This window comes from Pseudomonas sp. MWU16-30323, assembly GCF_020515595.1.
GTDB classification, from domain to species: Bacteria; Pseudomonadota; Gammaproteobacteria; order Pseudomonadales; family Pseudomonadaceae; genus Aquipseudomonas; species Aquipseudomonas yamanorum.
On sequence record NZ_JAIWYM010000013.1, the window covers coordinates 17,798 to 43,375 of the forward strand.

The 25,578-nt window shown below is 61.2% G+C and carries 30 protein-coding genes; 26 read left to right on the forward strand and 4 right to left on the reverse strand.

Annotation, left to right across the window (positions count from 1 at the left end; genetic code table 11):
- The first annotated feature begins 582 nt into the window (after positions 1–582).
- Genes rluC through LIY45_RS16670 form a run of 3 tightly spaced genes read left to right on the forward strand, consistent with a single transcriptional unit; the run spans position 583 to position 3,205 of the window.
- On the forward strand, positions 583–1,542 hold the full coding sequence (gene rluC, locus LIY45_RS16660; RefSeq protein ID WP_004371325.1) for a 23S rRNA pseudouridine(955/2504/2580) synthase RluC: 960 nt from the start codon (positions 583–585) through the stop codon (positions 1,540–1,542).
- The gene (locus LIY45_RS16665) at positions 1,529–2,191 is read left to right on the forward strand and encodes an HAD-IA family hydrolase (RefSeq protein WP_226476950.1); all 663 of its coding nucleotides are present in this window, start codon (positions 1,529–1,531) and stop codon (positions 2,189–2,191) included. The genes rluC and LIY45_RS16665 overlap by 14 nt, the downstream gene beginning before the upstream one ends.
- Before the next feature lie 21 nt (positions 2,192–2,212).
- Positions 2,213–3,205, forward strand: coding sequence for a S49 family peptidase (locus LIY45_RS16670; RefSeq protein WP_226476951.1), 993 nt, complete (start codon positions 2,213–2,215; stop codon positions 3,203–3,205).
- Positions 3,206–3,318: 113 nt separating this feature from the next.
- Here LIY45_RS16670 and LIY45_RS16675 read toward each other — a convergent pair whose 3' ends face one another.
- Complete coding sequence (locus LIY45_RS16675; protein WP_226476952.1) at positions 3,319–3,897, reverse strand: nucleoside triphosphate pyrophosphatase; 579 nt, start codon at positions 3,895–3,897, stop codon at positions 3,319–3,321.
- Between the two features lie 105 nt (positions 3,898–4,002).
- Between LIY45_RS16675 and LIY45_RS16680 the strand changes: the two genes are divergently transcribed.
- The 21 genes from LIY45_RS16680 (at position 4,003) to LIY45_RS16780 (ending at position 22,381) form a co-directional block, all read left to right on the forward strand.
- A complete protein-coding gene (locus tag LIY45_RS16680) occupies positions 4,003–4,530 on the forward strand; it encodes a YceD family protein (RefSeq protein ID WP_017475815.1) in 528 nt (175 codons plus the stop codon).
- A gap of 13 nt (positions 4,531–4,543) precedes the next feature.
- Positions 4,544–4,726 carry a 50S ribosomal protein L32 gene (gene rpmF / locus LIY45_RS16685; RefSeq protein WP_004371305.1) on the forward strand — a complete coding sequence of 61 codons (183 nt, stop codon included), beginning with the start codon at positions 4,544–4,546 and terminating at the stop codon, positions 4,724–4,726.
- A gap of 4 nt (positions 4,727–4,730) precedes the next feature.
- A complete protein-coding gene (gene plsX, locus LIY45_RS16690; RefSeq protein ID WP_226476953.1) occupies positions 4,731–5,741 on the forward strand; it encodes a phosphate acyltransferase PlsX in 1,011 nt (336 codons plus the stop codon).
- Between the two features lie 126 nt (positions 5,742–5,867).
- Positions 5,868–6,806, forward strand: a complete 939-nt coding sequence (gene fabD / locus LIY45_RS16695) for an ACP S-malonyltransferase (RefSeq protein WP_026077775.1) — start codon at positions 5,868–5,870, stop codon at positions 6,804–6,806.
- Positions 6,807–6,837: 31 nt separating this feature from the next.
- Complete coding sequence (gene fabG, locus LIY45_RS16700; RefSeq protein ID WP_226476954.1) at positions 6,838–7,581, forward strand: 3-oxoacyl-ACP reductase FabG; 744 nt, start codon at positions 6,838–6,840, stop codon at positions 7,579–7,581.
- 192 nt (positions 7,582–7,773) lie between these two features.
- On the forward strand, positions 7,774–8,010 hold the full coding sequence (gene acpP, locus LIY45_RS16705; protein ID WP_004371293.1) for an acyl carrier protein: 237 nt from the start codon (positions 7,774–7,776) through the stop codon (positions 8,008–8,010).
- A gap of 110 nt (positions 8,011–8,120) precedes the next feature.
- Entirely contained in the window at positions 8,121–9,365 is a 1,245-nt protein-coding gene (fabF, locus tag LIY45_RS16710; protein ID WP_026077774.1) for a beta-ketoacyl-ACP synthase II, read from the forward strand.
- Positions 9,365–10,180, forward strand: coding sequence for an aminodeoxychorismate lyase (gene pabC / locus LIY45_RS16715; RefSeq protein ID WP_226476955.1), 816 nt, complete (start codon positions 9,365–9,367; stop codon positions 10,178–10,180). The genes fabF and pabC overlap by 1 nt, the downstream gene beginning before the upstream one ends.
- 1 nt (position 10,181) lies before the next feature.
- A complete protein-coding gene (gene mltG, locus LIY45_RS16720) occupies positions 10,182–11,312 on the forward strand; it encodes an endolytic transglycosylase MltG (RefSeq protein ID WP_226476956.1) in 1,131 nt (376 codons plus the stop codon).
- 19 nt (positions 11,313–11,331) lie between these two features.
- Positions 11,332–11,964 carry a dTMP kinase gene (gene tmk, locus LIY45_RS16725; protein ID WP_226476957.1) on the forward strand — a complete coding sequence of 211 codons (633 nt, stop codon included), beginning with the start codon at positions 11,332–11,334 and terminating at the stop codon, positions 11,962–11,964.
- Positions 11,957–12,946 (forward strand): DNA polymerase III subunit delta', encoded by a 990-nt coding sequence (locus LIY45_RS16730; protein WP_017475807.1) that lies wholly within the window; start codon positions 11,957–11,959, stop codon positions 12,944–12,946. Before tmk ends, LIY45_RS16730 begins: the two co-directional genes overlap by 8 nt.
- Before the next feature lie 63 nt (positions 12,947–13,009).
- Positions 13,010–13,795, forward strand: a complete 786-nt coding sequence (locus LIY45_RS16735) for a TatD family hydrolase (RefSeq protein ID WP_017475806.1) — start codon at positions 13,010–13,012, stop codon at positions 13,793–13,795.
- Positions 13,796–14,233: 438 nt separating this feature from the next.
- Positions 14,234–14,887, forward strand: a complete 654-nt coding sequence (locus tag LIY45_RS16740) for a TetR/AcrR family transcriptional regulator (RefSeq protein WP_017475805.1) — start codon at positions 14,234–14,236, stop codon at positions 14,885–14,887.
- A 139-nt stretch (positions 14,888–15,026) separates the two neighbouring features.
- Positions 15,027–15,995, forward strand: a complete 969-nt coding sequence (locus LIY45_RS16745; protein ID WP_017475804.1) for a radical SAM protein — start codon at positions 15,027–15,029, stop codon at positions 15,993–15,995.
- 75 nt (positions 15,996–16,070) lie between these two features.
- Positions 16,071–16,676 (forward strand): DUF4823 domain-containing protein, encoded by a 606-nt coding sequence (locus LIY45_RS16750; protein WP_004371272.1) that lies wholly within the window; start codon positions 16,071–16,073, stop codon positions 16,674–16,676.
- A gap of 17 nt (positions 16,677–16,693) precedes the next feature.
- A complete protein-coding gene (locus LIY45_RS16755; protein ID WP_017475803.1) occupies positions 16,694–17,254 on the forward strand; it encodes a DUF1285 domain-containing protein in 561 nt (186 codons plus the stop codon).
- 70 nt (positions 17,255–17,324) lie between these two features.
- Positions 17,325–18,038 (forward strand): GntR family transcriptional regulator, encoded by a 714-nt coding sequence (locus LIY45_RS16760; RefSeq protein ID WP_226476958.1) that lies wholly within the window; start codon positions 17,325–17,327, stop codon positions 18,036–18,038.
- Positions 18,035–19,036: an ADP-ribosylglycohydrolase family protein gene (locus LIY45_RS16765; protein ID WP_226476959.1), complete on the forward strand. Its 1,002-nt coding sequence runs from the start codon at positions 18,035–18,037 to the stop codon at positions 19,034–19,036. The genes LIY45_RS16760 and LIY45_RS16765 overlap by 4 nt, the downstream gene beginning before the upstream one ends.
- Before the next feature lie 198 nt (positions 19,037–19,234).
- Positions 19,235–20,701 (forward strand): cytosine permease, encoded by a 1,467-nt coding sequence (locus LIY45_RS16770; protein ID WP_063027958.1) that lies wholly within the window; start codon positions 19,235–19,237, stop codon positions 20,699–20,701.
- On the forward strand, positions 20,694–21,614 hold the full coding sequence (locus tag LIY45_RS16775) for a PfkB family carbohydrate kinase (RefSeq protein ID WP_026077772.1): 921 nt from the start codon (positions 20,694–20,696) through the stop codon (positions 21,612–21,614). Before LIY45_RS16770 ends, LIY45_RS16775 begins: the two co-directional genes overlap by 8 nt.
- 38 nt (positions 21,615–21,652) lie before the next feature.
- A complete protein-coding gene (locus LIY45_RS16780; RefSeq protein WP_226476960.1) occupies positions 21,653–22,381 on the forward strand; it encodes a class I SAM-dependent methyltransferase in 729 nt (242 codons plus the stop codon).
- Positions 22,382–22,536: 155 nt separating this feature from the next.
- On the opposite strand, the gene LIY45_RS16785 is transcribed toward LIY45_RS16780, so the two are convergent.
- The 3 genes from LIY45_RS16785 to LIY45_RS16795 form a co-directional block, all read right to left on the reverse strand.
- The gene (locus LIY45_RS16785; protein ID WP_017475797.1) at positions 22,537–22,803 is read right to left on the reverse strand and encodes a hypothetical protein; all 267 of its coding nucleotides are present in this window, start codon (positions 22,801–22,803) and stop codon (positions 22,537–22,539) included.
- Between the two features lie 48 nt (positions 22,804–22,851).
- Positions 22,852–23,190 carry a hypothetical protein gene (locus tag LIY45_RS16790; protein WP_017475796.1) on the reverse strand — a complete coding sequence of 113 codons (339 nt, stop codon included), beginning with the start codon at positions 23,188–23,190 and terminating at the stop codon, positions 22,852–22,854.
- Between the two features lie 164 nt (positions 23,191–23,354).
- Positions 23,355–24,014, reverse strand: a complete 660-nt coding sequence (locus tag LIY45_RS16795) for an HD domain-containing protein (RefSeq protein ID WP_226476961.1) — start codon at positions 24,012–24,014, stop codon at positions 23,355–23,357.
- Positions 24,015–24,126: 112 nt separating this feature from the next.
- Between LIY45_RS16795 and LIY45_RS16800 the strand changes: the two genes are divergently transcribed.
- Complete coding sequence (locus tag LIY45_RS16800) at positions 24,127–24,606, forward strand: GNAT family N-acetyltransferase (RefSeq protein WP_004371239.1); 480 nt, start codon at positions 24,127–24,129, stop codon at positions 24,604–24,606.
- Positions 24,607–24,755: 149 nt separating this feature from the next.
- Complete coding sequence (locus tag LIY45_RS16805; protein WP_226476962.1) at positions 24,756–25,577, forward strand: SDR family oxidoreductase; 822 nt, start codon at positions 24,756–24,758, stop codon at positions 25,575–25,577.
- Position 25,578 lies beyond the last annotated feature (1 nt).

A 25,578-nucleotide genomic window follows, 5' to 3' on the forward strand; every position in this document is an offset into this window, starting at 1 on the left:
GGTGACTTAAGCACTCAGTCAGGAGGAGGAATCAACCGGCGTCTGTGGACGAGATGAAGCGTCTAAATATAAGCCTAGTGCTACACAGTCCGACGGTTGTGCATCTCCACCCTACACGTATCCCTGATAATTCGGGTGCTGCCGCGCGCAGAATCCGCAGCGGGTTGGCATTTACCGTGTTCTCCAATGGGGAGAACACGCTCATGGCTAAACAAGACCGGGTGTGGGCGACTGTGCTCTCACTCAGCTCGTAACAGGCGTTGTTTCCGAAGCATTCGCCGTGGTCTGGTTCAAGACTGACTGCACTTTGTGAACTGGCCGTAAATATCGGCGCAAAAGGCGAGTAATCACTCTGCTTTTTGCACTCGCTTCAGGCCTCATGTCACCTGCGCTTGTTACAATCTCGAGCCTTCCAAGGTGGCGAAAGCCCCGTAGGACGGCCTCGCGTCCTGATGAATTGCGATGGTCAGGGCCGGCAGTTTGCCGCTAGTCCTCTGTCCAGGCCGCTTTTGGCGGCGTTCGCGACTATAGCAGCAATGATTAAGTGCTTCAATTCCATAAAAAATTGTTATCATCGCCGCCATGACGACTACCGCCCCCCAGACCCCCAGCGTCCAGCTGCTCGAGGTCTCGCCGGAATATGCCGGCCAACGCATCGACAACTTTCTTCTTGCCAGGCTCAAAGGCGTGCCCAAGACCTTGATTTACCGCATTTTGCGTAAAGGCGAAGTGCGCGTGAACAAGGGCCGGATCAAGCCCGAGTACAAGCTGCAGGCGGGCGACATCGTCCGTGTGCCGCCGGTGCGGGTGCCTGAGCGGGACGAACCGGTCCCTCTGGCTCAAGGCCTGTTGCAGCGCCTAGAAGCGTCGATTGTCTTCGAAGACAAGGCGCTGATCGTGATCAACAAGCCTTGCGGCATCGCCGTCCACGGCGGCAGCGGCCTGAACTACGGGGTGATCGAAGCCTTTCGTCAGTTGCGCCCGGATGCCAAGGAGTTGGAGCTGGTCCACCGTCTGGACCGTGACACCTCCGGCCTGCTGATGATTGCCAAGAAGCGCAGCATGTTGCGTCACCTGCATGCCGCCCTGCGCGGTGATGGCGTGGACAAGCGCTACATGGCCCTGGTGCGTGGCAACTGGGCAACCTCGATCAAGAGCGTCCGTGCGCCGTTGCAGAAGAGCAACCTGCGTTCCGGCGAGCGCATGGTCGAGGTGGACGAGGAGGGCAAGGAGGCGCTGACCCTGTTCAAGGTGCTGCGTCGCTTCGGTGACTTTGCCACCATGGTCGAGGCCAAGCCGGTCACCGGCCGTACCCATCAGATTCGTGTGCACACCCTGCACGCAGGTCACTGCATCGCCGGCGATACCAAATACGGCGATGAGGATTTCTCCAAGGAAATCCGCGACCTGGGTGGCAAGCGTCTGTTCCTGCACGCCTATATGCTGACCGTGCCGCTGCCGGATGGCGGCGAATTGAAGCTGCAGGCGCCTGTCGATGAGATGTGGGCCAAGACCGTGGAGCGCCTGAGTGTCGCACCTTGACTACAAACTGCTGATCTTTGATTGGGATGGCACCCTGTGTAACTCCATTGGTCGGATTGTCGAGTCGATGCACGCCGCGTCGACCCGGGCCGGCTATGCGTTGTGCGACGACCTGGCGGTCAAGGGCATTATTGGCCTGGGCCTGCCGGAAGCGATCCGTACCCTGTATCCGGAAATGGGCGACGACGAGCTGATAGCCTTTCGTCAGCACTACGCCGATCACTACATGGCGCTCGATGCCCAGCCTTCGCCGCTGTTTGAGGGGGTGGCAGAGATCATGGAAGCGTTCCGCGCCGATGGCTATCACCTCGCAGTGGCGACTGGCAAGGCCCGTCGCGGCCTGGACCGGGTGCTCAAGGCTCATGGCTGGGAAGCTTATTTCGACGCCACCCGTGCGGCGGATGAAACCGCCAGCAAACCCCATCCTCTGATGCTCGAGCAGATCCTCGCTCAATGTGGTGTGTCACCGCGGCAGGCGCTGATGGTGGGTGATGCGTCGTTCGACCTGATGATGGCGCGCAATGCCGGCATGGATTCCGTGGCGGTCAGCTACGGCGCCCAGTCTGCCGAGGCGTTGCAAGCGTACGAGCCGAGACTGACGATTGACCGTTTTTCTGAATTGCAGGCCTGGCTCAGCCGGGCCCATTAAGTCTTTGCTGGGGTGGATGGCATGACCGATGAGTGGAAGGCGCCTGAAAAGGCCAATGCCGATAACAATGGCGATGACAGAAGCTGGAAGTTGCTGGAGAAGACCCTGCTGGCCAGTGTCCAGGAGCAGCGTCGCTCCCGGCGTTGGGGGATCTTTTTCAAGCTCCTGACCTTTATTTATCTGCTGGGCATGCTGGCGCTGTTCAGTCCGCTGATGGACATGGAAAAGAGCGCCACCCGAAGCGGTAATTACACGGCGCTGATCGAAGTGCGCGGAGTGATTGCCGACAAGGAGTCTGCCAGTGCCGACAATATCGTCAGCAGCCTGCGGGCCGCCTTCGAGGATTCGAAGGTCAAGGCAGTGATTCTGCGCATCAACAGTCCGGGTGGCAGTCCGGTGCAGTCGGGTTATGTGTATGACGAAATTCGTCGCCTGCGCGCGTTGCACCCGGATATCAAGCTGTATGCGGTGATTTCCGATCTGGGTGCCTCGGGTGCCTATTACATCGCCAGCGCTGCCGACCAGATCTATGCCGACAAGGCCAGCCTGGTGGGTTCCATTGGTGTGACGGCGGCCGGTTACGGCTTTGTCGGCACCATGGAGAAGCTCGGGGTTGAGCGGCGTACGTACACGTCTGGCGAGCACAAGGCGTTCCTGGATCCATTCCAGCCGCAAAAGCCTGATGAGACCCAGTTCTGGCAGGGCGTGCTCGATACCACTCATCGGCAGTTTATTGCCAGCGTCAAGCAAGGGCGCGGTGACCGGCTCAAGGATAAAGAACATCCGGAGTTGTTTTCCGGCCTGGTCTGGTCCGGTGAGCAAGCACTGCCACTGGGCTTGATCGACGGACTGGGCAGTGCCAGCTCGGTGGCGCGGGATGTGATCGGCGAGAAAGAACTGGTGGACTTCACTGTTCAGGAATCGCCGTTTGACCGCTTCTCGAAGAAGCTCGGCGCCAGTGTGGCTGAGCAGTTGGCGATGTGGATGGGCTTCCAGGGGCCTACCCTGCGCTGAGATCTCAAAGTGTGGGAGCTGGCTTGCCTGCGATAGCATCACCTCGGTGCAACTGATGTACCGAGGTGTCTGCATCGACGGCAAGCCAGCTCCCACATTTGTTTGGGGTGTTCTCAGGGAATCTGCACGCCTTCGGCCAGCAGCATGTCCACCAGTCGAATCAGTGGCAGGCCGACCAGGCTGGTAGCGTCCGGCCCTTCAGTGCTTTGAAACAGGCTCACCCCCAACCCTTCGGCCTTGAAGCTGCCAGCGCAGTCGTAGGGCTGCTCGATGCGCAGGTAACGCTCGATGCGTGCGGCGTCCAGGGTGCGCATGTGCACGGTAAAGGGGATGCAGTCGACCTGGCAGTGGCCAGTGGTGCTGTTCAGCACGGCCAGGCCGGTGAGGAAGCTGACGCGCTTGCCACTGGCCGCCAGCAGTTGCTCGCGGGCCTTCTCGAAGGTGTGGGACTTGCCGATGATCTGGCCGTCGAGGGCGGCGACCTGGTCCGAGCCGATAATCAGGTGCCCTGGATGACTGGCAGCGAGGGCGCGGGCCTTTTCTTCGGCGAGGCGCTTTACCAGTGCCACGGCGGACTCGTCCGGGCGGTGGCTTTCGTCGATATCCGGCGAGCTGCAGATGAACGGCAAGTGCAGGCGGTTCAACAATTCCCGGCGATAAACCGAGCTGGAAGCGAGTAATAAAGGCAGCATGGGCGTCTCCTCAAGGCAGTCGCGGATTCTAGCGGGGAGGCCCGGTGACGGACAGGGCTGAATTTCCTTTGACATGGCTGGGTGCATCCCTATAATGCTGCGCCTATGTTGAATGACCCGATTCCACCTCACGTTGACCCGCGCAAATTGGCTGATCGTGGCACTACCCTTCAAGGTGAAGTGCTGCTGGCCGATTTGGAGAGACTCTGCGACCCGCTTTCCGACACTGTCGGTACGGTGCAGGCTAAATTCGTTTTTGAACGAGATGAACGTAAGTCTGTGGTAATCCACAGCTTTATCGACACCGAAGTCAAAATGGTTTGCCAGCGTTGTCTTGAGCTGGTCACCCTGCCGATCCACAGCGAATGCAGTTATGCTGTGGTGAAAGAGGGTGCGAATACCCAGTCGTTGCCGAAAGGTTATGACGTGCTGGAACTGGGCGAAGATCCTTTGGATCTGCAGTCACTGATCGAGGAGGAGCTTTTGCTCGCCTTGCCCATTGTGCCTGCTCATCATCCGGAAGAATGCCAGCAGCCGGCGGGTCTCGATGAGCCCGAACCGAGCGAGGACGAGGTAACGCGGTCCAACCCGTTCAGTGTATTGGCGCAGTTAAAGCGTGACCCAAACGTTTAGGAGTTAATCAATTATGGCTGTTCAGCAGAACAAAAAATCCCGCTCTGCCCGTGACATGCGTCGTTCCCACGACGCCCTGACGGCGAGCACTCTGTCTGTAGAAAAAACCACCGGTGAAGTTCACCTGCGTCACCACGTATCGCCAGAAGGCGTATACCGTGGCCGTAAAGTGATCGACAAGGGCGCTGACGAGTAATCACTTGTCTGCTCAAGTCATCGCGATTGACGCAATGGGCGGGGACTTCGGTCCCCGCAGCATTGTTCAGGCCTGCATTGCTTGCCTGTATGCCACGCCCTCGCTGCACCTGACCCTCGTCGGTCAACCCTCCTTACTTGAAGAACTGATTGCCAGCCATCCGCCGGTGGATCGCGCGCGCCTGACTATTACACCGGCCAGCGAAACCATCACCATGGATGAAAAGCCTGCACAGGCGTTGCGCGGCAAACCTGATTCTTCGATGCGGGTGGCCCTGGAGCTGGTGCGTGACGGCAAGGCCCAGGCCTGTGTCAGTGCCGGCAATACCGGGGCGTTGATGGCGTTGTCCCGGCATGTGCTGAAAACCCTGCCGGGCATTGACCGGCCGGCGATGGTCGCGGCGATCCCGACCCAGCGAGGCTATTGCCAGTTGCTGGACCTGGGGGCGAACGTCGATTGCAGTGCCGAGCATCTGCTGCACTTTGCGTTGATGGGCTCGGTGGCAGCCGAAGCCCTGGGCGTGGCTCGGCCTCGGGTGGCGTTGCTGAATATCGGCACCGAAGACATCAAGGGTAATCAGCAGGTCAAGCTGGCGGCGACGCTGTTGCAACGCGCGCGAGGCTTGAACTACATCGGGTTTGTCGAAGGTGACGGTCTGTACCGGGGCGAAGCGGACGTGGTGGTGTGCGACGGGTTTGTCGGCAATATCCTGCTCAAGTCCAGCGAAGGCCTGGCGACGATGATTGCTGCGCGCATCGAGGCCTTGTTCAAGCGCAACCTTGCTTCACGTGTGGTGGGCGCACTGGCGCTGCCCTTGATGCGGCGCCTGCAGGCAGACCTGGCACCGGCGCGGCACAATGGCGCGAGTTTCCTGGGATTGCAGGGCATCGTGGTGAAAAGTCACGGCTCGGCGGGGGTGCAGGGTTTTCAAAGTGCCATCCAGCGCGCCTTGATCGAGATCCAGGAAAACCTGCCGCAACGCTTGCATGGCCGCCTTGAGGATCTGTTGCCTTAGGCGAATCGGGCCGGAAATGCTTAAATGTGACCGGCCAGTTCAATTGACCATCCAATCTGTCAGTTTCTTGCGCTCCCACCTGTGGGGCGCCAATTTCCGACGACCAGATCATTAGGGGCTTGTTACATGTCTACATCCCTCGCATTCGTCTTTCCAGGGCAGGGTTCGCAGTCCCTCGGCATGTTGGCCGAGCTGGGCGCGGAACATCCGCTGGTCCTGGAAACTTTCAAGGAAGCTTCCGATGCCTTGGGTTACGACCTGTGGGCACTGACCCAGCAAGGGCCGGAAGCGCTGCTCAACCAAACCGACAAGACCCAGCCGGCCATCCTGACCGCCTCCATCGCCCTGTGGCGCCTGTGGTTGGCTGAAGGTGGTGCGCGCCCGGCCTACGTTGCCGGTCATAGCCTGGGCGAATACAGCGCCCTGGTGGCCGCTGGCAGCCTGACCCTCGGTGAAGCGGTCAAGCTGGTGGAGCGTCGTGGCCAGTTGATGCAGGAAGCGGTTCCGGCGGGGCAGGGCGGCATGGCTGCCATTCTCGGCCTGGAAGATGCTGACGTCATTGCCGCCTGCGCCGAAGCGGCCCAGGGCGAAGTGGTCAGCGCCGTGAACTTCAACTCCCCTGGCCAGGTGGTGATCGCCGGTGCCAAGGCTGCGGTAGAGCGCGCCATCGAAGGCTGCAAGGCCCGTGGCGCCAAGCGTGCATTGCCGCTGCCGGTCAGCGTGCCGTCCCACTGCGAACTGATGCGTCCGGCTGCCGAACGTTTTGCCGAGTCGATCGCTGCGATCAACTGGCAGGCGCCGCAGATTCCGCTGGTGCAGAACGTCAGTGCTGCGGTGGCTCCCGACCTGGAAACCCTCAAGCGCGACCTGCTGGAACAGCTGTACAAGCCGGTTCGCTGGGTTGAATCGGTGCAGACCCTGGCCGCCAACGGCGCCACTCAATTGGTCGAGTGCGGCCCGGGCAAAGTCCTGGCTGGCCTGAACAAGCGTTGCGCCGAAGGCGTGTCGACTTCCAACCTCAATACCCCGGATGCCTTCGCTGCTGCTCGCGCAGCCCTGGCCTGACCTTTAATTTCCGAACCTAGGAGAAGCCTGCATGAGTCTGCAAGGTAAAGTTGCACTGGTCACCGGCGCTAGCCGTGGCATTGGCCAGGCGATCGCCCTGGAGCTGGGCCGTATGGGCGCTGTGGTCATCGGTACCGCAACCTCCGCCGCCGGCGCCGAGCGTATTGCCGCGACGTTGAAGGAACACGGCGTTCAGGGCACCGGTCTTGAACTGAACGTGACCAGCGATGAGTCCGTGGCTGCCGTCCTGGCGGAAATCACGGCGCAATTCGGTGCACCAGCTATTCTGGTGAACAATGCCGGTATCACCCGCGATAACCTGATGATGCGCATGAAAGACGACGAGTGGCATGACGTCGTCGATACCAACCTGAACAGTCTGTTTCGCCTGTCCAAGGGTGTTTTGCGTGGCATGACCAAGGCTCGTTGGGGTCGAATTATCAATATTGGCTCTGTTGTGGGTGCCATGGGCAACGCAGGCCAAGTAAACTACGCAGCCGCCAAGGCCGGTCTGGAAGGTTTCAGCCGTGCACTGGCGCGTGAAGTGGGCTCGCGGTCGATTACGGTCAACTCGGTGGCCCCAGGGTTCATCGATACCGATATGACCCGCGAATTGCCTGAAGCGCAGCGTGTAGCGTTGCTGACGCAGATTCCGCTGGGTCGTCTGGGCCAGGCTCAAGAGATCGCGAATGTGGTCACTTTCCTGGCATCCGACGGTGCGGCATACGTGACTGGGGCTACAATCCCGGTTAACGGCGGGATGTACATGAGTTAAATTGTGACGGATCGCTTCAAAAAAATGTCATACGAGCTGTCTAAAATCCGTTATAAAGCTGCAATCTATTTATAGGCAGATGGCCAATAGGGTACGAGGATGAAGCTTTCAGTTGAAAAGCTGAAAAGCCTTTCTATACACTTACCCACTGGCCAGCTGCCTGAATTTGTCCATTAGGAGTGAAAACACGGTATGAGCACCATCGAAGAGCGCGTCAAGAAAATCGTTGCCGAGCAACTGGGCGTTAAAGAAGAAGAAGTGACCAACAGCGCTTCCTTCGTTGAAGACCTGGGTGCCGACTCCCTTGACACCGTTGAGCTGGTGATGGCTCTGGAAGAGGAATTCGAGACCGAAATCCCGGACGAAGAAGCTGAAAAAATCACTACCGTTCAAGCTGCCATCGACTACGTTACTAGCCACCAGGCGTAATAGTTTGTAATCGTCGCTTGCTGTGATGGAAAAACCGCACTGCCCTATGGCGTGCGGTTTTTTCCTTTAAGCCTGATGCAAAGTGTCGTCATTAGAAAAAGGAGAGTGCTGTGTCGCGTAGACGCGTCGTAGTCACCGGTATGGGTATGTTGTCGCCACTGGGTACGGATGTGCCGAGCAGTTGGCAGGGCATTCTGGCTGGCCGCAGTGGTATTGGTCTGATCGAACACACGGACCTTTCTGCCTATTCCACCCGTTTTGGCGGCTCGGTAAAGGACTTCAATGTCGAGGAATATCTCTCGGTCAAAGAGTCCCGCAAACTCGACCTGTTCATTCAATACGGCCTGGCAGCCGGTTTTCAGGCGGTGCGTAATGCCGGCCTGGAAGTCACCGACGCCAACCGTGAGCGCATCGGCGTGGCCATGGGTTCGGGTATTGGCGGTCTGACCAATATCGAAGAAACCAGCCGCACGTTGCACGAGTCTGGCCCCCGTCGAATTTCACCGTTCTTCGTGCCTGGCTCGATCATCAATATGATTTCCGGTTTCCTGTCCATCCACTTGGGGGCTCAGGGGCCTAACTACGCCATCTCCACGGCGTGCACCACCGGCACCCACTGCATCGGCATGGCGGCGCGCAATATCGCCTATGACGAAGCTGACGTGATGATCGCCGGCGGCGCCGAAATGGCCGCCTGCGGCCTGGGCATGGGGGGCTTCGGCGCGTCCCGTGCACTGTCGACTCGCAATGACGAGCCGACCCGCGCCAGCCGTCCGTGGGACAAGGGCCGTGATGGCTTTGTACTGGCCGACGGCGCCGGTGCGCTGGTGCTCGAAGAGCTGGAGCACGCCAAGGCCCGTGGCGCCACCATCTACGCCGAACTGATTGGCTTCGGCATGAGCGGTGATGCGTATCACATGACCTCGCCGCCGTCTGACGGTGCAGGTGCTGCCCGCTGTATCACCAATGCGTTGCGTGATGCCAAGGTCAACGCTGACCAGGTGCAGTACATCAACGCCCACGGCACTTCCACTCCGACGGGCGACCTGGCGGAAGCCGAAGCCATCAAGTCGGTGTTCGGCGAGCACGCCTACAAGCTGGCGGTCAGCTCCACCAAGTCCATGACCGGCCACCTGTTGGGTGCGGCGGGCGCGGTCGAGGCGATCTTCAGTGTGCTGGCCATCAAGGATCAGGTCGCTCCGCCGACCATCAACCTCGATGAGCCGGATGAAGGCTGCGACCTGAACTTCGTGCCTCATGAGGCGCAGAAGATGCCGATCGACGTGGTGTTGTCCAACTCGTTCGGTTTTGGTGGTACCAACGGTTCCCTGGTGTTCCGCCGGTTCGCCGAGTGATGGAAAGCTGGGTTGACGGTCAGCCGGCGGGCGCAGTGCCCCTGAAAGACCGTGGCCTGGCGTACGGTGATGGCCTGTTCGAGACCATTGCCGTCAAGGCCGGGCAGCCCGTGTTGCTCGACCGCCACCTGCAGCGCCTCGGTGAGGGTTGCAGGCGGTTGGCGATTGTTGCGGATCAGCCGTTGATCCGCAGCGAATTGCTGGCCTATGCCGCCGCCCTCGGCGACGGTGTACTCAAATTGATCCTGACCCGTGGCGACAGCCAGCGCGGTTACGGCATCAGCGCTGGGGCTCCCCCGCGGCGCATTCTGCAAGGCAGTCCACCTGCCACTTATCCCCCGGAACATGCAGCGTCAGGCATTCGCCTGTTTGCGTGTACCACCCGCTTGTCCGAACAACCGTTGCTTGCCGGCCTCAAGCACCTCAATCGCCTGGAACAGGTATTCGCCCGCGCCGAGTGGCAGGATGCCGATCACGCCGAGGGTTTGATGCTGGATATGTCCGGTCGAGTCATCGAAGGCGTGTTCAGCAACCTGTTCCTGGTGCGTGATGGCGTGTTGCTGACCGCTGATCTGAAGCGCTGTGGCGTCGCCGGCGTCATGCGGGCCGAGGTATTGGCCCAGGCCCAGGTGCTGGGCATTCCGACCAGCGTGGCCGACATCAGCCTTGAGCAGCTGCAACAGGCTGACGAAGTCTTTGTGTGCAACAGCGTATATGGCATTTGGCCGGTGCGCGGATGTGCTGCGATGAGCTGGTCGGTTGGGCCGCTCACCCGTAAACTGCAGGGCATTGTTCGCGCACTATTGGATATTTGATTTGAGACGTAAATTTGTATTGTTGCTGGAGATCGGCCTGGTCCTGGCGGGTTTGCTGCTGGGCGCTTCGGCCTGGAAGCTGAACTCGGCCCTTGAGCAGCCCCTGAATCTGACCCAGGAGCAATTGCTGGATGTACCGGCCGGCGCGACGCCCACCGGCACCTTCAATCGTCTGGAAAATGACGGCGTGCTCAAGGATGCGTTCTGGTTGCGTCTCTACTGGCGCTTCAACCTCGACGGCCAGCCGCTGCACAGCGGCGAATACCGCATGACCCCGGGCCTCACCGCCGAGGGCCTGATCGGTTTGTGGCAGCGTGGCGAAGTGGTGCAGTACAGCATCACGCTGGTGGAAGGCTGGAACTTCCGCCAGGTACGCGCCGCTCTGGCCAAGCATGAAAAGCTCGAGCAAACCCTGTCGGGCCTGAGTGACAGTGAGGTGATGGAAAAGCTCGGCCACCCTGGTGTCTTCCCTGAAGGCCGCTTTTTCCCTGACACCTACCGCTTCGTGCGTGGCATGAGCGACGTCGAGTTGCTGAAAAAATCCTACAACCGCCTGGACGATGTTCTCGCCCAGGAGTGGAGCAAACGCGCCGCCGATGCGCCGTACACCGAACCCTATCAGGCGCTGATCATGGCCTCGCTGGTCGAGAAAGAAACCGGTGTGCCGGAAGAACGCGGCCAGATTGCCGGGGTGTTCGTGCGACGCATGCAGATCGGCATGCTGCTGCAAACCGACCCAACGGTGATCTACGGCCTCGGCGAGCGCTATACCGGCAAGCTGACCCGTGCGCACCTCAAGGAAGCCACGCCCTACAACACCTATGTGATCGCCGGCCTGCCGCCGACGCCGATTGCCATGGTCGGACGTGAGGCGATTCATGCCGCGCTGAACCCGGTGGCCGGTAGCAGCCTGTATTTTGTCGCCCGTGGCGACGGCAGCCATATCTTCTCGGATAACCTGGAGGCCCATAACGCGGCGGTGCGTGAGTTTCAGATGAAGCGTCGTGCCGATTACCGTTCCAGCCCGGCACCCGCGCCCGCACCGGCGGCAAAACCTGAAGACGCACCGGTGGGTACGCCCGCCGAGCCGTCTCCCGCACCCGATGACACCGCGCCGCAAAGCTCGCAATGACTCTGACTAAGGACTGCCTGTGACTGGCTTGTTTATTACCCTGGAAGGCCCGGAAGGCGCCGGCAAAAGCACCAACCGCGAATACCTGGCCGAGCGCCTGCGCGCCGAAGGTATCGAGGTGCTGCTGACCCGCGAGCCCGGCGGCACGCCGCTGGCCGAGCGTATCCGGGAAGTGCTGCTGACCCCGGGCGACGAACAGATGAACCCCGACACCGAGCTGCTGCTGGTGTTCGCTGCCCGCGCCCAGCACCTGGCCGAAGTCATTCGCCCGGCCCTGGCCCGTGGCGCGGTGGTGATTTGTGACCGGTTTACCGACTCCACCTACGCCTATCAGGGCGGCGGCCGTGGCTTGTCCCTTGAGCGCATTGCGACGCTGGAAACCTTCGTGCAGGGCGATTTGCGGCCCGACCTGACCCTGGTGTTCGACCTCCCGGTGGAAGTCGGCATGGCCCGCGCCACCGCCCGGGGTCGCCTCGATCGTTTCGAACTGGAAACCCGAGTGTTTTTTGAAGCTGTGCGCAGCGCGTTTCTCAAGCGCGCCGAAGCCGACCCCGCCCGTTACTACCTGTTGGACGCCGCACTACCTTTGACTCAGGTTCAGCAGTCCATCGACGCCCTGTTGCCGCAGCTTGTGGAGCGTGTCCGTGGCTGAAGCCTATCCGTGGCAGGACAGCCTCTGGCAGCAACTGGCGGGCCGTGCCCAGCACGCCCACGCCTACTTGCTCCATGGTCCGGCGGGCATCGGCAAGCGCGCCCTGGCCGAGCGGCTGATGGCCAGCTTGTTGTGCCAGCGGCCCAACGGCCTGGAAGCCTGCGGGGAATGTAAATCCTGCATGCTGCTCAAGGCTGGCAGCCATCCGGATAACTACCTGCTGGAGCCTGAAGAAGCCGACAAGGCGATCAAGGTCGACCAGGTGCGTGATCTGGTCAGCTTCGTGGTGCAGACCGCGCAGATGGGCGGGCGCAAGGTGGTGCTGATCGAGCCGGTGGAGTCGATGAACATCAACGCGGCCAACGCCTTGCTCAAGAGCCTGGAAGAACCGTCCGGCGATACCGTGTTGCTGCTGGTGAGCCACCAGTCCAGCCGCCTGCTGCCGACCATCCGCAGCCGCTGCGTGCAACAGGCCTGCCCGTTGCCGAGCGAAGCCATGAGCCTGCAGTGGCTGGCCCAGGCACTGCCGGAGTGTGGCGAGGCCGAGCGTGTCGAGTTGCTGACCCTGGCGGCCGGGTCGCCCTTGGCGGCGGTCAAGCTCCAGGCCCAGGGCGTACGGGAACAGCGCGCGTTGGTGGTGGATGGGGTGAAGAAGCTGCTCAAGCAGGAACTGTCTGCCACACAACTGGCCGAAAGCGCCTGGAAAGACATTCCCTTGTTGCTGCTGTTTGACTGGTTTTGCGACTGGTCGAGCCTGATCCTGCGCTACCAGCTGACCCAGGACGAAAACGGCCTGGGCCTGGCGGACATGCGCAAGGTGGTGCAATACCTCGCGCAGAAAAGTGCCCAGGACAAGGTCCTGAACATTCAGGACTGGATCCTCGCCCAGCGCCAGAAGGTCCTGGGCAAGGCCAACCTCAACCGCGTGCTGTTGCTTGAGGCCTTGCTGGTGCAGTGGGTCGGCTTGCTCGGCCGGCGTTAATTTCAGTGGCCGACGGGTGTATCGTTGGCCTGACACTTTCCGTGACTCAAGTTGTAGACCCCTATGCTCGTAGATTCCCATTGCCACCTTGATCGCCTCGACCTGGCCCAGCACGGCGGCTCCCTCGACGCCGCCCTCGAAGCCGCGCGCCAGCGCGGGGTAGGGCACTTCCTGTGCATCGGCGTCAGCGCGGAAAACGCCGCCGACGTCAAAGCCCTGGCCGATCGTTATGCCGACGTCGACTGCTCGGTGGGCATCCACCCGCTGGACCTGAAGCCTGGCGAAGCCCCGGCCCTCGACTGGCTGCTCGGCGAACTCAATCACCCGCGTGTCGTCGCCATCGGTGAGACCGGCCTGGATTACCATTACGAACCGGAAGCCGCCGAGTTGCAGCAGGCGTCGTTCCGCCTGCACCTGCAAGCCGCCCAGCAGACTGGCAAACCCGTGATCGTCCACACCCGCGGCGCCCGTGCCGACACCCTGACCCTGCTGCGCGAAGCCGCGCTGCCCCAGGCCGGTGTGCTGCATTGCTTCACGGAAGACTGGGACATGGCCAAGGCCGCCCTCGACCTCGGTTTCTACATTTCCTTGTCGGGCATCGTGACCTTCCGCAATGCCGATGCCCTGCGGGATGTCGCGCGTCAGGTCCCGGCAGACCGCCTGCTGGTGGAAACCGATTCGCCGTACCTGGCGCCAATCCCTCATCGCGGCAAACCCAACCTGCCGGAATACGTACGGGATGTGGCGGATTATCTGGCGATGTTGCGGGGCGAGTCCTACGAGCGCTTCGCCGAACAGACCACCGAGAACTTCAAGCGTCTGTTCCCGCTGGCCCACGTCGGCCACTAAATCGCAGGCAAAAAAAACCCGGGTTCTGGGGGGGTGAATCCGGGCTAAGACCATTAGGAGTAAAACAAGGGCACGCAGTCCGTCGGTACCCAGGTCGACGCGTCACTTGGGGGAGATGCCACGCCGACATTTCAAGTATTGATCAGTATCCGATTCAGTCCAGCCGCTTCTGATCGTTTTTTAAACAGATTTGGAATACGCGCGCTTCGGTTGAGTTCTCATGGGTTGCGATGCACAGGTGGCAATCACCTGTTTTATTTCTGACTCAAATCGGCTGATTCGTTGGCGCGCTGTAAGTTAAGTGCAAAGGTTGTTCATATAGGCGTTGCCCAACGACCGTTCAGTCGGGATAATCCCGCGCACCGGGTAAAACGTTCCGACAAGCACGGCTTGGGGCACGCCACCCTCCCAATATCCATCTCTGCAGACCTTTTTCTTATGCACAAAGAACCCCGCAAGGTCCGTGAGTTTCGCCGCCGCGAGCAGGAAATTCTCGACACCGCACTCAAGCTGTTCCTCGACCAGGGTGAAGACAGCGTCACCGTCGAGATGATTGCGGATGCCGTGGGTATCGGCAAAGGCACCATCTACAAGCACTTCAAGTCCAAGGCCGAGATCTACCTGCGCCTGATGCTCGACTACGAGCGCGACCTGAACGAGCTGCTGCACTCGGCCGATGTCGACAAGGACAAGGAAGCGCTGTCCCGCGCCTACTTCGAGTTCCGCATGCGTGACCCGCAGCGCTACCGCCTGTTTGATCGCCTGGAAGAAAAAGTGGTGAAGGGCCATCAGGTGCCGGAAATGGTCGAGGAGCTGCACAAGATCCGCGCCTCGAACTTCGAGCGCCTGACCCTGCTGATCAAGGGCCGCATCAGCGAAGGCAAGCTCGAAGACGTGCCGCCGTATTTCCATTACTGCGCCGCCTGGGCGTTGGTGCACGGCGCCGTGGCGCTGTACCACTCGCCGTTCTGGAGCAATGTGCTGGAAGACCAGGAAGGTTTTTTCCAATTCCTGATGGACATCGGCGTGCGCATGGGCAACAAGCGCAAGCACAGCACCGATTTGCCGAACGCCGAAGCGCCGGCCACTTGAATCATTCGCCAGCGTGATGGCGATATGATTTCCTGCCCAGCGCAGTAACCCAGGAATATACTCAGGCAAGGACCTTGCCAAAACTTGATTTTTCAGTCAGGTTTTGGCGTGCCCGAATTATCCTCTGCCGGAGTGATCCATGATCGTTGATCGTCAAGGCAGGCGATTCCGCAATTTGCGGATCAGCCTGACCTCAGCCTGCAATTACGCCTGTACCTACTGCGTGCCCAACGGCAAGCGGCTGGTGGCTGCGCAGGACGAATTGTCGGCCGAGGCGATGGCGCGCGGCGTTGAGTACCTGATTGAGGCCGCCGGCATCGAGCGCCTGCGCATTACCGGCGGTGAACCGTTGGTCAGCCCCAAGCTGGAAGCCTTCATGGGCGCGGTGGGGCAGATGGGGCTGAGTGATATCAGCCTGACCACTAATGGCCAACTGCTGGCGCGCAAACTGCCGCTGCTGGTGGATGCCGGGATTCGCCGGATCAACGTGTCCCTCGATACCCTGGATGCCGATGCCTTCCGCAGCATCGCTCGCGGTGGCGACCTGGCCACGGTACTTGATGGAATGGATCAGGCCAGCGCCGCTGGAATCAAGATCAAGGTCAACATGGTGCCGTTGCGCGGCCAGAACCTCGACCAGGTGATGCCGCTGCTCGACTACTGCCTGGAGCGTGGCTATGAGCTGCGCTTTATCGAATTGATGCGCATGGGCCACCTGGCCACTGACTCCAACGCGTTCCTCCAGCAGTTCGTAAGCCTCCAGCAACTGCTCAGCCTGATCGGCGAACAGCACGAATACCTGCAAGCCAACGCTCCGGTGGACGCCACTGCCGTGCGCTACGAAGTGCCCGGCAAGGGCTTCTTCGGTGTGATCGCCAATGAAAGCGTGCCGTTCTGCCGGACCTGCTCGCGTTTGCGCCTGTCGTCCACCGGCTGGCTGCATGGCTGCCTGTCGTCGAGCAACCGCCACTACGTCGGCGACCTGCTGGACAAACCCCGCCACCAGGCTCTGCCGGCCTTGCAGCGCTTGCTGGTCAAGGCCTTGGGCGACAAGCAGGAAGTGGCATTCTCCGGCGGCGCTACCATCATGAAGATCATCGGCGGCTAGTCCCGCAAGCTGGCGCAAAATCTGCATCTCGTGCCCATTCGCCGGTTTTCCGTCACCGGCCTTTGGAGAATTAGGATGCGTAGTCTGGTTTTGGTGCTGGCGTCACTCGCGCTGGGTGGCTGCATGACCGTCAGTGATATGGCCGAAGGCACGCGCTATCAGATGAGCGACGCCGGGCTGCTGGACCACAGCGATACCCGCCGCGTCAATTCGGTCCGCATACAGCCGGACTCTTTTGTCTTCATCGCCCAGGGCGCCTTCACCCCGCCGGGCAGTGCTTATCCACGGCCTAACGTGGTGGCCGAGGAAGCCTTCAACGGTTTTGTCGAATACTTCCCGATGGTCCGCCGCGCCCGCAAGCCCGAAGGCCTGGAGCAGGCGATGTCTGAAGCCCGCGCAGCCGGCGCGCATTACCTGTTGTACTGCCGCTTTGCCCAGGCAGACGACCGGATCGGCAACGCCGATGAATGGTCTGACCAAGAGGCGGTGGATCGCCTGGGTATCGACACCGGCACCATTCAGGTCATGTTGATCGAGACCAGCACCCAGTATTTGATTGATACTGTGCGGATTCACAGCCGTGGCGGTTTACTGACGTTCCACGACAACAAGCCTGAAGATCTGATCGGCAAGCCCCTGGCGCACTACGCGCGCAGCCTGTTGGGCATGAGCGATCAGTAAGTCACAAGGAGAGCTGCATGACCGATTCGGCCAAGGCCAATGACCTGTTGGCACAATTGCCCAAGGGCAAGGGGCCCGCACCGGTGCATCTGTGGAACCCGGCGTTTTGCGGCGATATCGACATGCGCATTGCCCGCGATGGCACCTGGTTCTACATGGGCACGCCGATTGGCCGCAAGCCGATGGTCAAGCTGTTCTCCAACATCATCCGCCGCGATGGCGATGACTACTTTCTGATCACCCCGGTGGAAAAGGTCGGGATCAAGGTCGATGACGCCCCCTTCGTCGCCGTTACCCTGGAAGTCGAAGGGCAGGGCGAGAGCCAGGTGCTGCGCTTTACCACCAACGTGGATGAATCGGTCGAGGCCGGTATCGAACATCCGCTGCGGGTGGTGATTGACCCGGACACCCAGGAACCCTCGCCGTACTTGCGGGTGCGCACCAACCTCGAAGCCTTGGTTCACCGCAATGCGTTCTATCAGTTGGTGGAGTTGGCGGTGACCCGCCCGATCAACGGTCAGAACTGGCTTGGGGTCTGGAGCGGCGGGGTATTTTTCCCCATCGGCCTGGAGCCCTGAGGCTGATTTCTTGCTTCCCCTGAAATAATTCGCTTGCCGTAGCCGGGCGCTTTCGGTTATCAATTTGTACATGATTAGACATGTCCGATTTGATAAGAAAAAACGCGTCGTCGACGAGCTGATCCGCCGTATCGAGGGTGGAGTGATGGCTGACGGTGTCCTGTTGCCAGGCGAGCACCAGTTGGCCGAAGAGTTTTCCGTCAGCCGCGGCACCTTGCGTGAGGCCCTCGCCGAGCTCAAGCGCCGTAGTTACATCGCTACCCAAAGCGGTGTTGGCTCGATCGTCACCTTCGACGGCATGGTGCTCGACCAGCGCAGCGGCTGGGCCCAGGCCCTCGCCGACACCGGCGCAGTGGTCACCTCCGAAATCCTGCGCCTGGAAGCGGTCACCCGCCCGGACCTGCTCAGCCGCTACGGCACTGACCAATTTATCGCCCTCGATCGCCGCCGTCGCGCCGCCGACGGCACGTTCGTGTCCCTGGAGCGCTCGCTGATGCCGGCCTCCGGTGGCCTCGAGAGCCTGCCGCAAGTTGGCCTGATCGATAACTCCCTGACCATCACCCTGGCAGCCTACGGCTACGTCGGCGCCACCGGCAGCCAATGGATCGGTGCCGAGCCGTTGAACGAAGAAGACGCCCAACTGCTGGGCCGTCCGGTGGGCACGGTGTTCCTCAAGGCCCTGCGCACCACGTACGACCGGCAAGACCGCTTCATGGAATCCGTCGAAAGCCTGCTCGACCCGCTGCACTTTCGCCTGCACCTTCAATTTGGAACACCGACATGACCGCCACTACCCGCGCCCTCGGCGCCTTCTACGGCCTGGCCCTGGGCGATGCGTTGGGCATGCCCACCCAGTCCCTGAGCCGCGAGCAGGTCAAGGCGCGTTTCGGCGCGATCACCGCCCTGGAAGATGCCGACGCCGATCAGCCAATCGCGCCGAACATGCCCAAGGGCTCGATCACCGATGACACTGAGCAGGCGATTCTCGTCGGCCAATTGCTGGTGGACGGCCAAGGCAAGATCGAACCCACCGAACTGGCCCAGCGCCTGATCGACTGGGAAGCGGTGATGCGCGCCAAGGGTTCCCAGGATTTGCTGGGCCCGTCCACCAAGCGTGCGATCGACATGATCCTGGCGGGCCATACCCCGGAAGAATCCGGGCGCTACGGCACCACCAACGGCGCCGCCATGCGCATCACCCCGGTGGGCATTGCGGCGGACGTCAACGACACAGCGCAGTTTATCCAGGCGGTGATCCAGGCGTGCCAGGTCACCCATAACACCAATCTGGGGATCTCCAGTGCGGCGGCGGTGGCGGCGGTGGTTTCCGCCGGGATCAACGGCGTCGACCTGGGCGAAGCGCTGAACATCGGCACCCAGATCGCCCAACAGGCGGAAAACCACGGCCACTGGATTGCCGGTGGGCGCATCGCCACCCGCATCAGTTGGGCGCGCACCTTGAGCGTCGACAGCGGCGACAAGGCGCTGTTTACCGACCTGCTGTACGAATTGATCGGCACCTCCGTGGCGTCCCAGGAATCGGTGGTGGTGTCGTTTGCCCTCGCGCAGCAAGTCGCGGTGGGTGAAGTGAATGCCTTCGAAGCCCTGTGCATGGCCGCCAGCCTCGGCGGCGACACCGACACCATCGCCGCGATTCTCGGCGCAATGCTCGGTGCGTGCCTGGGGATGCAGTGCTGGCCTGAGGCGATGATTGAACAGGTCAAGCAGGTGAACGGACTGGACCTGGAGCCCTTGGTCCAAGGCCTGCTCGATCTGCGCTGAGCACCGCAGATCAAAAAATGTGGGAGCTGGCTTGCCTGCGATAGCGGTCGATCAGTTGATGAATCATCGACTGACACCACGCTATCGCAGGCAAGCCAGCTCCCACATTGATCCAGTCGAGTCAGGAAGACCGGAACACAGATTCAACTTGCCAACCTGCCACAACCACAAAAAAACAGGCATCAGGAGCACCCCACCATGAGTACGTCCTCTTCCGGCCAAAGCGCCGGGCAATTGGAAACACGCGGCATCGAGCCGGTCCCGGAAGGCGAGTGCAACGGCCATCCGCTGCAACTGTTCTGGGTCTGGTTTGCGGCCAACATCAGCATCCTCGGTTTGCCCTTGGGCGCGACCCTCGTAGCGTTTCGCGGCCTGGCGATCTGGCAGGCAATCATCGTGGCGATCCTCGGCGCCGCCGGCTCGTTTGCGGTGGTGGGCATCATCTCCATCGCCGGCCGTCGTGGCCGTGCACCGAGCTTGACCCTGTCCCGGGCGATCTTTGGCGTACGCGGCAATATCGGCCCAACCCTGGTGTCGCTGATGTCGCGCCTGGGCTGGGAAACCGTCAACACCACCACGGCGGCGTTTGTGCTGCTGTCGTTGTGCTCGATCCTGTTCAACTCGCCGGTTGCCGCCAAAAGCGCCCCGGTACTGACCCTGCTGTTCATCGGCATCTTCGTGCTGTTGACCCTCGCCGTATCGGGCCTGGGCCACGCCACCTTGCTGGTGATCCAGAAGTGGGCCACCTACGTGTTCGGCGCACTGAATATCCTGGTGGGCGGTTTCCTCTGCGCCACCATCGACTGGAGCGCGGTGTTCAACGCCACGCCAGCGCCGTTGAGCGCGATGATCATCGGCATCGGCACCATGGCGGCCGGTACCGGTATCGGCTGGGCCAACGCCGGTGCCGACATGTCGCGCTACCAGCATCGCAGCGTCAAGGCCGTGCGCCTGGTAGCGTCTGCCGCCTTCGGTGCGGGGATTCCGCTGGTGCTGTTGATCACCCTCGGCGGCCTGCTGTCGGTGGGCAACAACGACCTGGCGTCGGCCACTGATCCGATCATCGCGATCCGCGACATGCTGCCGACCTGGATGGCAGTGCCGTACCTGATCACCGCGTTTGGCGGGCTGCTGCTATCGAATAACCTGTCGGTGTATTCGGCGGGCCTCACTACCTTGACCCTCGGCTTGAAGGTCAAGCGCGTGCACGCAGTGATTGTCGACATCGTCGCGATCTTCGCCGGTTCGATCTACTTCATGCTGATTGCCGACAGTTTCTACGGCCCGTTCATCACCTTCATCTCGCTGCTGGCGGTACCGATCACCGCCTGGGTCGGGATCTTTGTGGTCGACCTGATTCATCGTCACTACTACAGCCCCAAAGACCTGCTGGACGTGACGCCAAGCAGCGCCTACTGGTATCGCGGCGGGGTTGAGTGGCGTGCATTTGGCGCCTGGGCGATTGCGATTGTGCTGGGCTTCAGCTTCACCACCATCGGCACCACGGCCGAGAACATCTGGTTCGCCGGGCCGTTGTCCGATTCGTGGCTGGGCCACAACGGCCTGGGCTGGATCGTCACCTTCCTGGTGGCCGGCGGGATTTATGCGGTACTGGGGGGCGCGGCTGATCGTCGCCCGGCTTTGGTAGAGAGCGCTAATGTCTAGATTGCTGCACAGCGGCCAGGTCATCGTCGACCTGGTCATGTCCCTCGACACATTGCCTGCCACCGGCGGCGATGTATTGGCCAACTCCGCCAGCTTCGAAGCCGGCGGCGGCTTCAACGTGATGGCTGCGGCCCGGCGCAACGGGTTGCCGGTGGTGTATCTGGGCCGTCACGGCAACGGCCGCTTCGGCGACCTGGCACGTGCGGCCATGCAGGCCGAAGGCATTGAAATGGCCCTGGCCGCCAGCGACGACAAGGACACCGGCCTGTGCGTGTCCCTGACCGAAGCCACTACCGAGCGCACTTTCATCTCCCATATCGGCGCCGAAGGTGATTTGCTCGCGCAAGACCTGGCCAATGCGGTACCACGCGACGACGACTATGTGTACGTCAGCGGCTACAGCCTGCTGCTGGAAGGCAAGGCGCAAGCGTTGCTCGATTGGCTGTTGGCGTTGCCGCGCCAGATCACGGTGGTGTTCGATCCGGGCCCGTTGGTGAAGGCGCCGGACTCGGCCTTGATGGTCGCCTTGTTGCCGCGCATTGATATCTGGACCAGCAACGGTCCTGAAGCGCTGGCCTTCACCGGTGCCAGCGACCTTGCTGGCGCATTGCTCAAGCTCAACGACCACCTGTCCGCCAACTCCTTGCTGGTGGTGCGCGATGGGCCGAATGGCTGTTGGGTCAGCCGTAACGGGCAGGCCGAGCATGTGCCGGGATTCAAGGTCCAGGCGGTGGACAGCAATGGTGCGGGAGATGCCCACGCCGGAGTGTTTATCGCCGGCCTGGCCAACGGTTTGGCGCCTGTTGTCGCGGCACGTCGCGCGAATGCGGCGGCGGCCTTGGCGGTCACGCGCTGGGGGCCGGCCACCTCACCGGGCACGGCTGAAGTGGATGCGTTGTTGAGCGCGGGCTGATTCGGCAGAATAGTCGCCATTCAGCACGGAGCAGCGTCATGACTCAGAACATCTACGACACCGAGGTTTTCTTCGAGGGCTACAGCAAGATGGGCCGCTCGGTAGAAGGCCTCGCCGGCGCGCCGGAGTGGCCGGCTCTGCAAGCCATGCTACCGCCGATGCCAGGGTTGAAAGTGGTGGACCTGGGTTGCGGCTACGGCTGGTTCAGTCGCTGGGCCCAGGAGCAGGGCGCCGAACAGGTGCTGGGGCTGGATGTCTCGCAAAAGATGCTGGCGCGGGCAGAGGAGATGACGTCCTCTTCGGCGATTACTTACGCCATCGCCGACCTGGAAAAACTCGAGCTGCCTGATGCCGCTTTCGACCTGGCCTACAGCTCATTGGCGTTTCATTACATCGTCGATCTGAAAGGCCTGTTCGCGCGTATCCATCAGGCGTTGGTGCCGGGCGGGCGGTTGGTGTTTTCCATCGAGCACCCGATCTTCATGGCGCCTCGGCAACCGGGCTGGCTGATGGATGAGCAAGGGCGCAAGCGCTGGCCGGTGGACAGCTATCAGTTGGAAGGGCCACGGGTGACCAACTGGTTGGCGGATGGCGTGATCAAGCAGCATCGCACGGTAGGCACGTTGCTGACGCTGTTGATCCAGGCGGGGTTCACCCTGACTCATGTCGACGAGTGGGGCCCCAGCGAAGCGGACCTGAAGGCCCGTCCCGCACTGGCAGAAGAGCTTGAGCGCCCAATGATGCTACTGGTGGCCGCCCACCGCTGATTCCGTGGCTGAAAACCCGATCAAAAATATGGGAGCGGGCTTGCTCGCGAAGGCGGTGGGTCAGCCAATGAATCTGGCACTGATACACCGCTTTCGCGAGCAAGCCCGCTCCCACATTTTGATCCGCGTTAACCGGCTCGTTTCAGCGCCTCAAGTTACTGGCCCGCTTCGCTTTCCAGCTTGCGAGCCGCTTCCACGCCGGATGCGGTGAGCTTGATCGGCAGGTTCAGCGCGTGTTCCCCGGCATCGTTGCAGGTCACATGGCCTTCCTTGATCCACCCGCGGTCCTGCAAGGTGGCCAAGGCGCTGGCCACCACTTTTTCACCTCGGTAGTTGTCCAGCACTTCCTTGCCCAACCCACTGGGATGAGCGTGGAGCAGACGGGTGAGGACTTCTTTTTCAAGGTTGTGATCGACGTTCATGCATACCTCTTCACTGGGAAATGGTTGGGTGTTCGTCTGTGTGGCGGATTAAGGCGCTGGCTGTTTTGGCGCACCTGGGATGTTGGAGTCATCGCCTTTATTGATCGAAGGCGAAGTGGCGCCAGGGCCCATTTTGCCGTTAGGCACCGCACCGCTGTTGCGATTGGTGTCGTCGCCCTGGGTGCGTGGGTCTCTGCTGTTGTCGATGATGGCGCCGCCGTTGGTGTCCATGCCGGTGCCCATCGAGTCCTTCGACTCCTGGGTGGCCGGGTTGGCCGGGCTGCCGACAGGGTCGGTGCTGGAACCTGTGGTGGCGGCAAAGCTGCTCAGCGAAACCGCAGACAGCAAACCGGTGAGGGCGAGGGCGGCAAATTTGGAAGTCGTCATGATGGTGTCTCCATATGATTGATGTCCTTACCTGGTATTGGTCCGCCCCTGTTTGCGATTCGTGCCTCGATACCGACGAACGGTCTTATGTCGCTTGTAAGAATTTGTGTGACTTTTTACCCAGCACGGCGTGTGGGATTGTTCTGTGGCTCGCGGTGCTTGCGTTAGCCCGCAGCGGAGTATGGTGTGCCGATTTCTTCGATGAACAGGTCCATGAATCCCTTCAGCCGCTCATGGCGAGCCAGGGCCATGCGTTGCCCCGTCGGCGTCTGAAATCCGCCCGCCAGATGCAGCAGCTTGGTCTGGAAATGGTCGAGGCAAAAGCGCTTGTCGTCGTACTCGCGGCGCTGTGCCGTTGGGTCCGCCGGGTCATACAGCCCGCTGCCCATGCGCCCGGCGATGTAAAACGTGCGGGCCACGCCGATCATGCCCAGGGAGTCCAAGCGGTCGGCATCCTGCATAATCTTTGCTTCAAGCGTCAGCGGCGTCAGGCCTGCCGAAAAACTGTGGGTCTCGATGGCATGCGTCACCGCTGCAATCGTCTCGGGCTGCCACGCCAGCGCCTGCAAAATCTCCCCGGCCTTGTCCGCCGCCAATGTCGAAGCCTTGGACCGCAACGGTGAATTCTTCTCCACCGCGACGCAGTCATGCAGCAGCACCGCCGCCAGCAGCACCTCAAGATCGCCGCCTTCCTCTGCCTGGATCGACCGCACGTTGTGCCACACCCGTTGCAAATGGGACAGGTCGTGGGCGCCGTCTTCGGAAGGCTCAAGGGCGTGAGGCAATAACGTCGCGGCGAGGTCGGTCAAGGGCGTGAAGGGCATGGGGGTTCTCAAAGGTCGATAGCCTACAGGTTAGCCGCGATTGAAATTGCACTGCAATCGGTCATTAAAGCACCTTAGTATGTGTGCTCTCTTTCCCTGACAAGGCCTGCCTATGACCATCGAGATTCGCCCCGCCGTGCCCAGCGATGCTGCGCAGATCCTGACTTTCATCACCGAGCTGGCCGACTACGAAAAAGCCCGGCACGAAGTGATCGCCAGCGTGGTGGACATCGAGCGCAGCCTGTTCAGCGAAGGCGCCACCGCCCACGGCCTGATCTGCCTGCGGGACGGTTTGCCAATCGGCTTTGCGGTGTTCTTTTTCAGCTACTCCACCTGGCTCGGCAGCAACTGCCTGTACCTCGAAGACCTGTACATCAACCCCGAACAACGCGGCGGCGGGGCGGGCAAGAAGTTGTTGCGCCACCTGGCGAAAATCGCCTGCGACAACGGCTGTGGGCGTTTCGAGTGGAGCGTGCTGGACTGGAATGAGCCGGCCATTGCGTTCTACAAATCCATCGGCGCCCAACCCCAGGAAGAGTGGGTGCGCTACCGTATGGAAGGTGACGCACTGAGGGATTTCGCGCAGGGTTAACCGCGCATAAGCAACCGGCCATCACGGCCGGTTTTTTTATACATTTGCTCACTATGTGGGATGATAATTTATATATTGAGATGTTTTGGTGTCTGGGTTTATAGTCTTGCGCATCAGCACTCACTACCAAAAACAAAACAGGTGAAGCGATGCAGGCACAACCGTTGTCGTTACCGCCGGTGCCCGAGCCGACTTACGGCGAGCGACTGAAGAACAAAGTCGTGGTCATCACCGGCGCTGCCCAGGGCATTGGCGAGGCCATCGTGGCTTGCTTCCAGGCCCAGCAGGCGCGCCTGGTAATCGGTGATATCCAGGGCGAGAAGGTCGAGCAAGTTGCCGCCCATTGGCGCGAACGCGGCGCCGAGATCTACGCGCAAGCCGTCGACATCACGTCCAAGGATCAGTGGCGCGCTTTGGTGGACGTAGCCATCGAACGCTTTGGCCGCGTGGATGTGCTGGTCAACTGCGCCGGCGTCAACGTGTTCCGTGACCCACTGGAAATGACCGACGAAGACTGGCGCCGCTGCTTCGCCATCGACCTCGACGGCGCCTGGTACGGTTGCCGCACCGTGTTGCCGCACATGATCGAGCAGGGCATCGGCAACATCATCAACATTGCCTCCACCCATTCCAGCCACATCATTCCCGGTTGCTTCCCGTACCCGGTGGCCAAGCACGGCCTGCTGGGGCTGACCCGCGCACTGGGCATCGAATATGCGCCCAAGGGCATCCGCGTAAATGCCATCGCGCCGGGCTATATCGAAACCCAACTCAACGTCGATTACTGGAACGGCTTTGCCGACCCCCACGCCGAGCGTCAGCGCGCCTTTGACCTGCACCCGCCCAAGCGCATCGGCCAGCCGATTGAAGTGGCGATGACGGCACTGTTTCTGGCGACCGATGAGGCGCCCTTTATCAATGCCACCTGCCTGATGATCGATGGCGGGCGGTCGGTGATGTACCACGAATAAC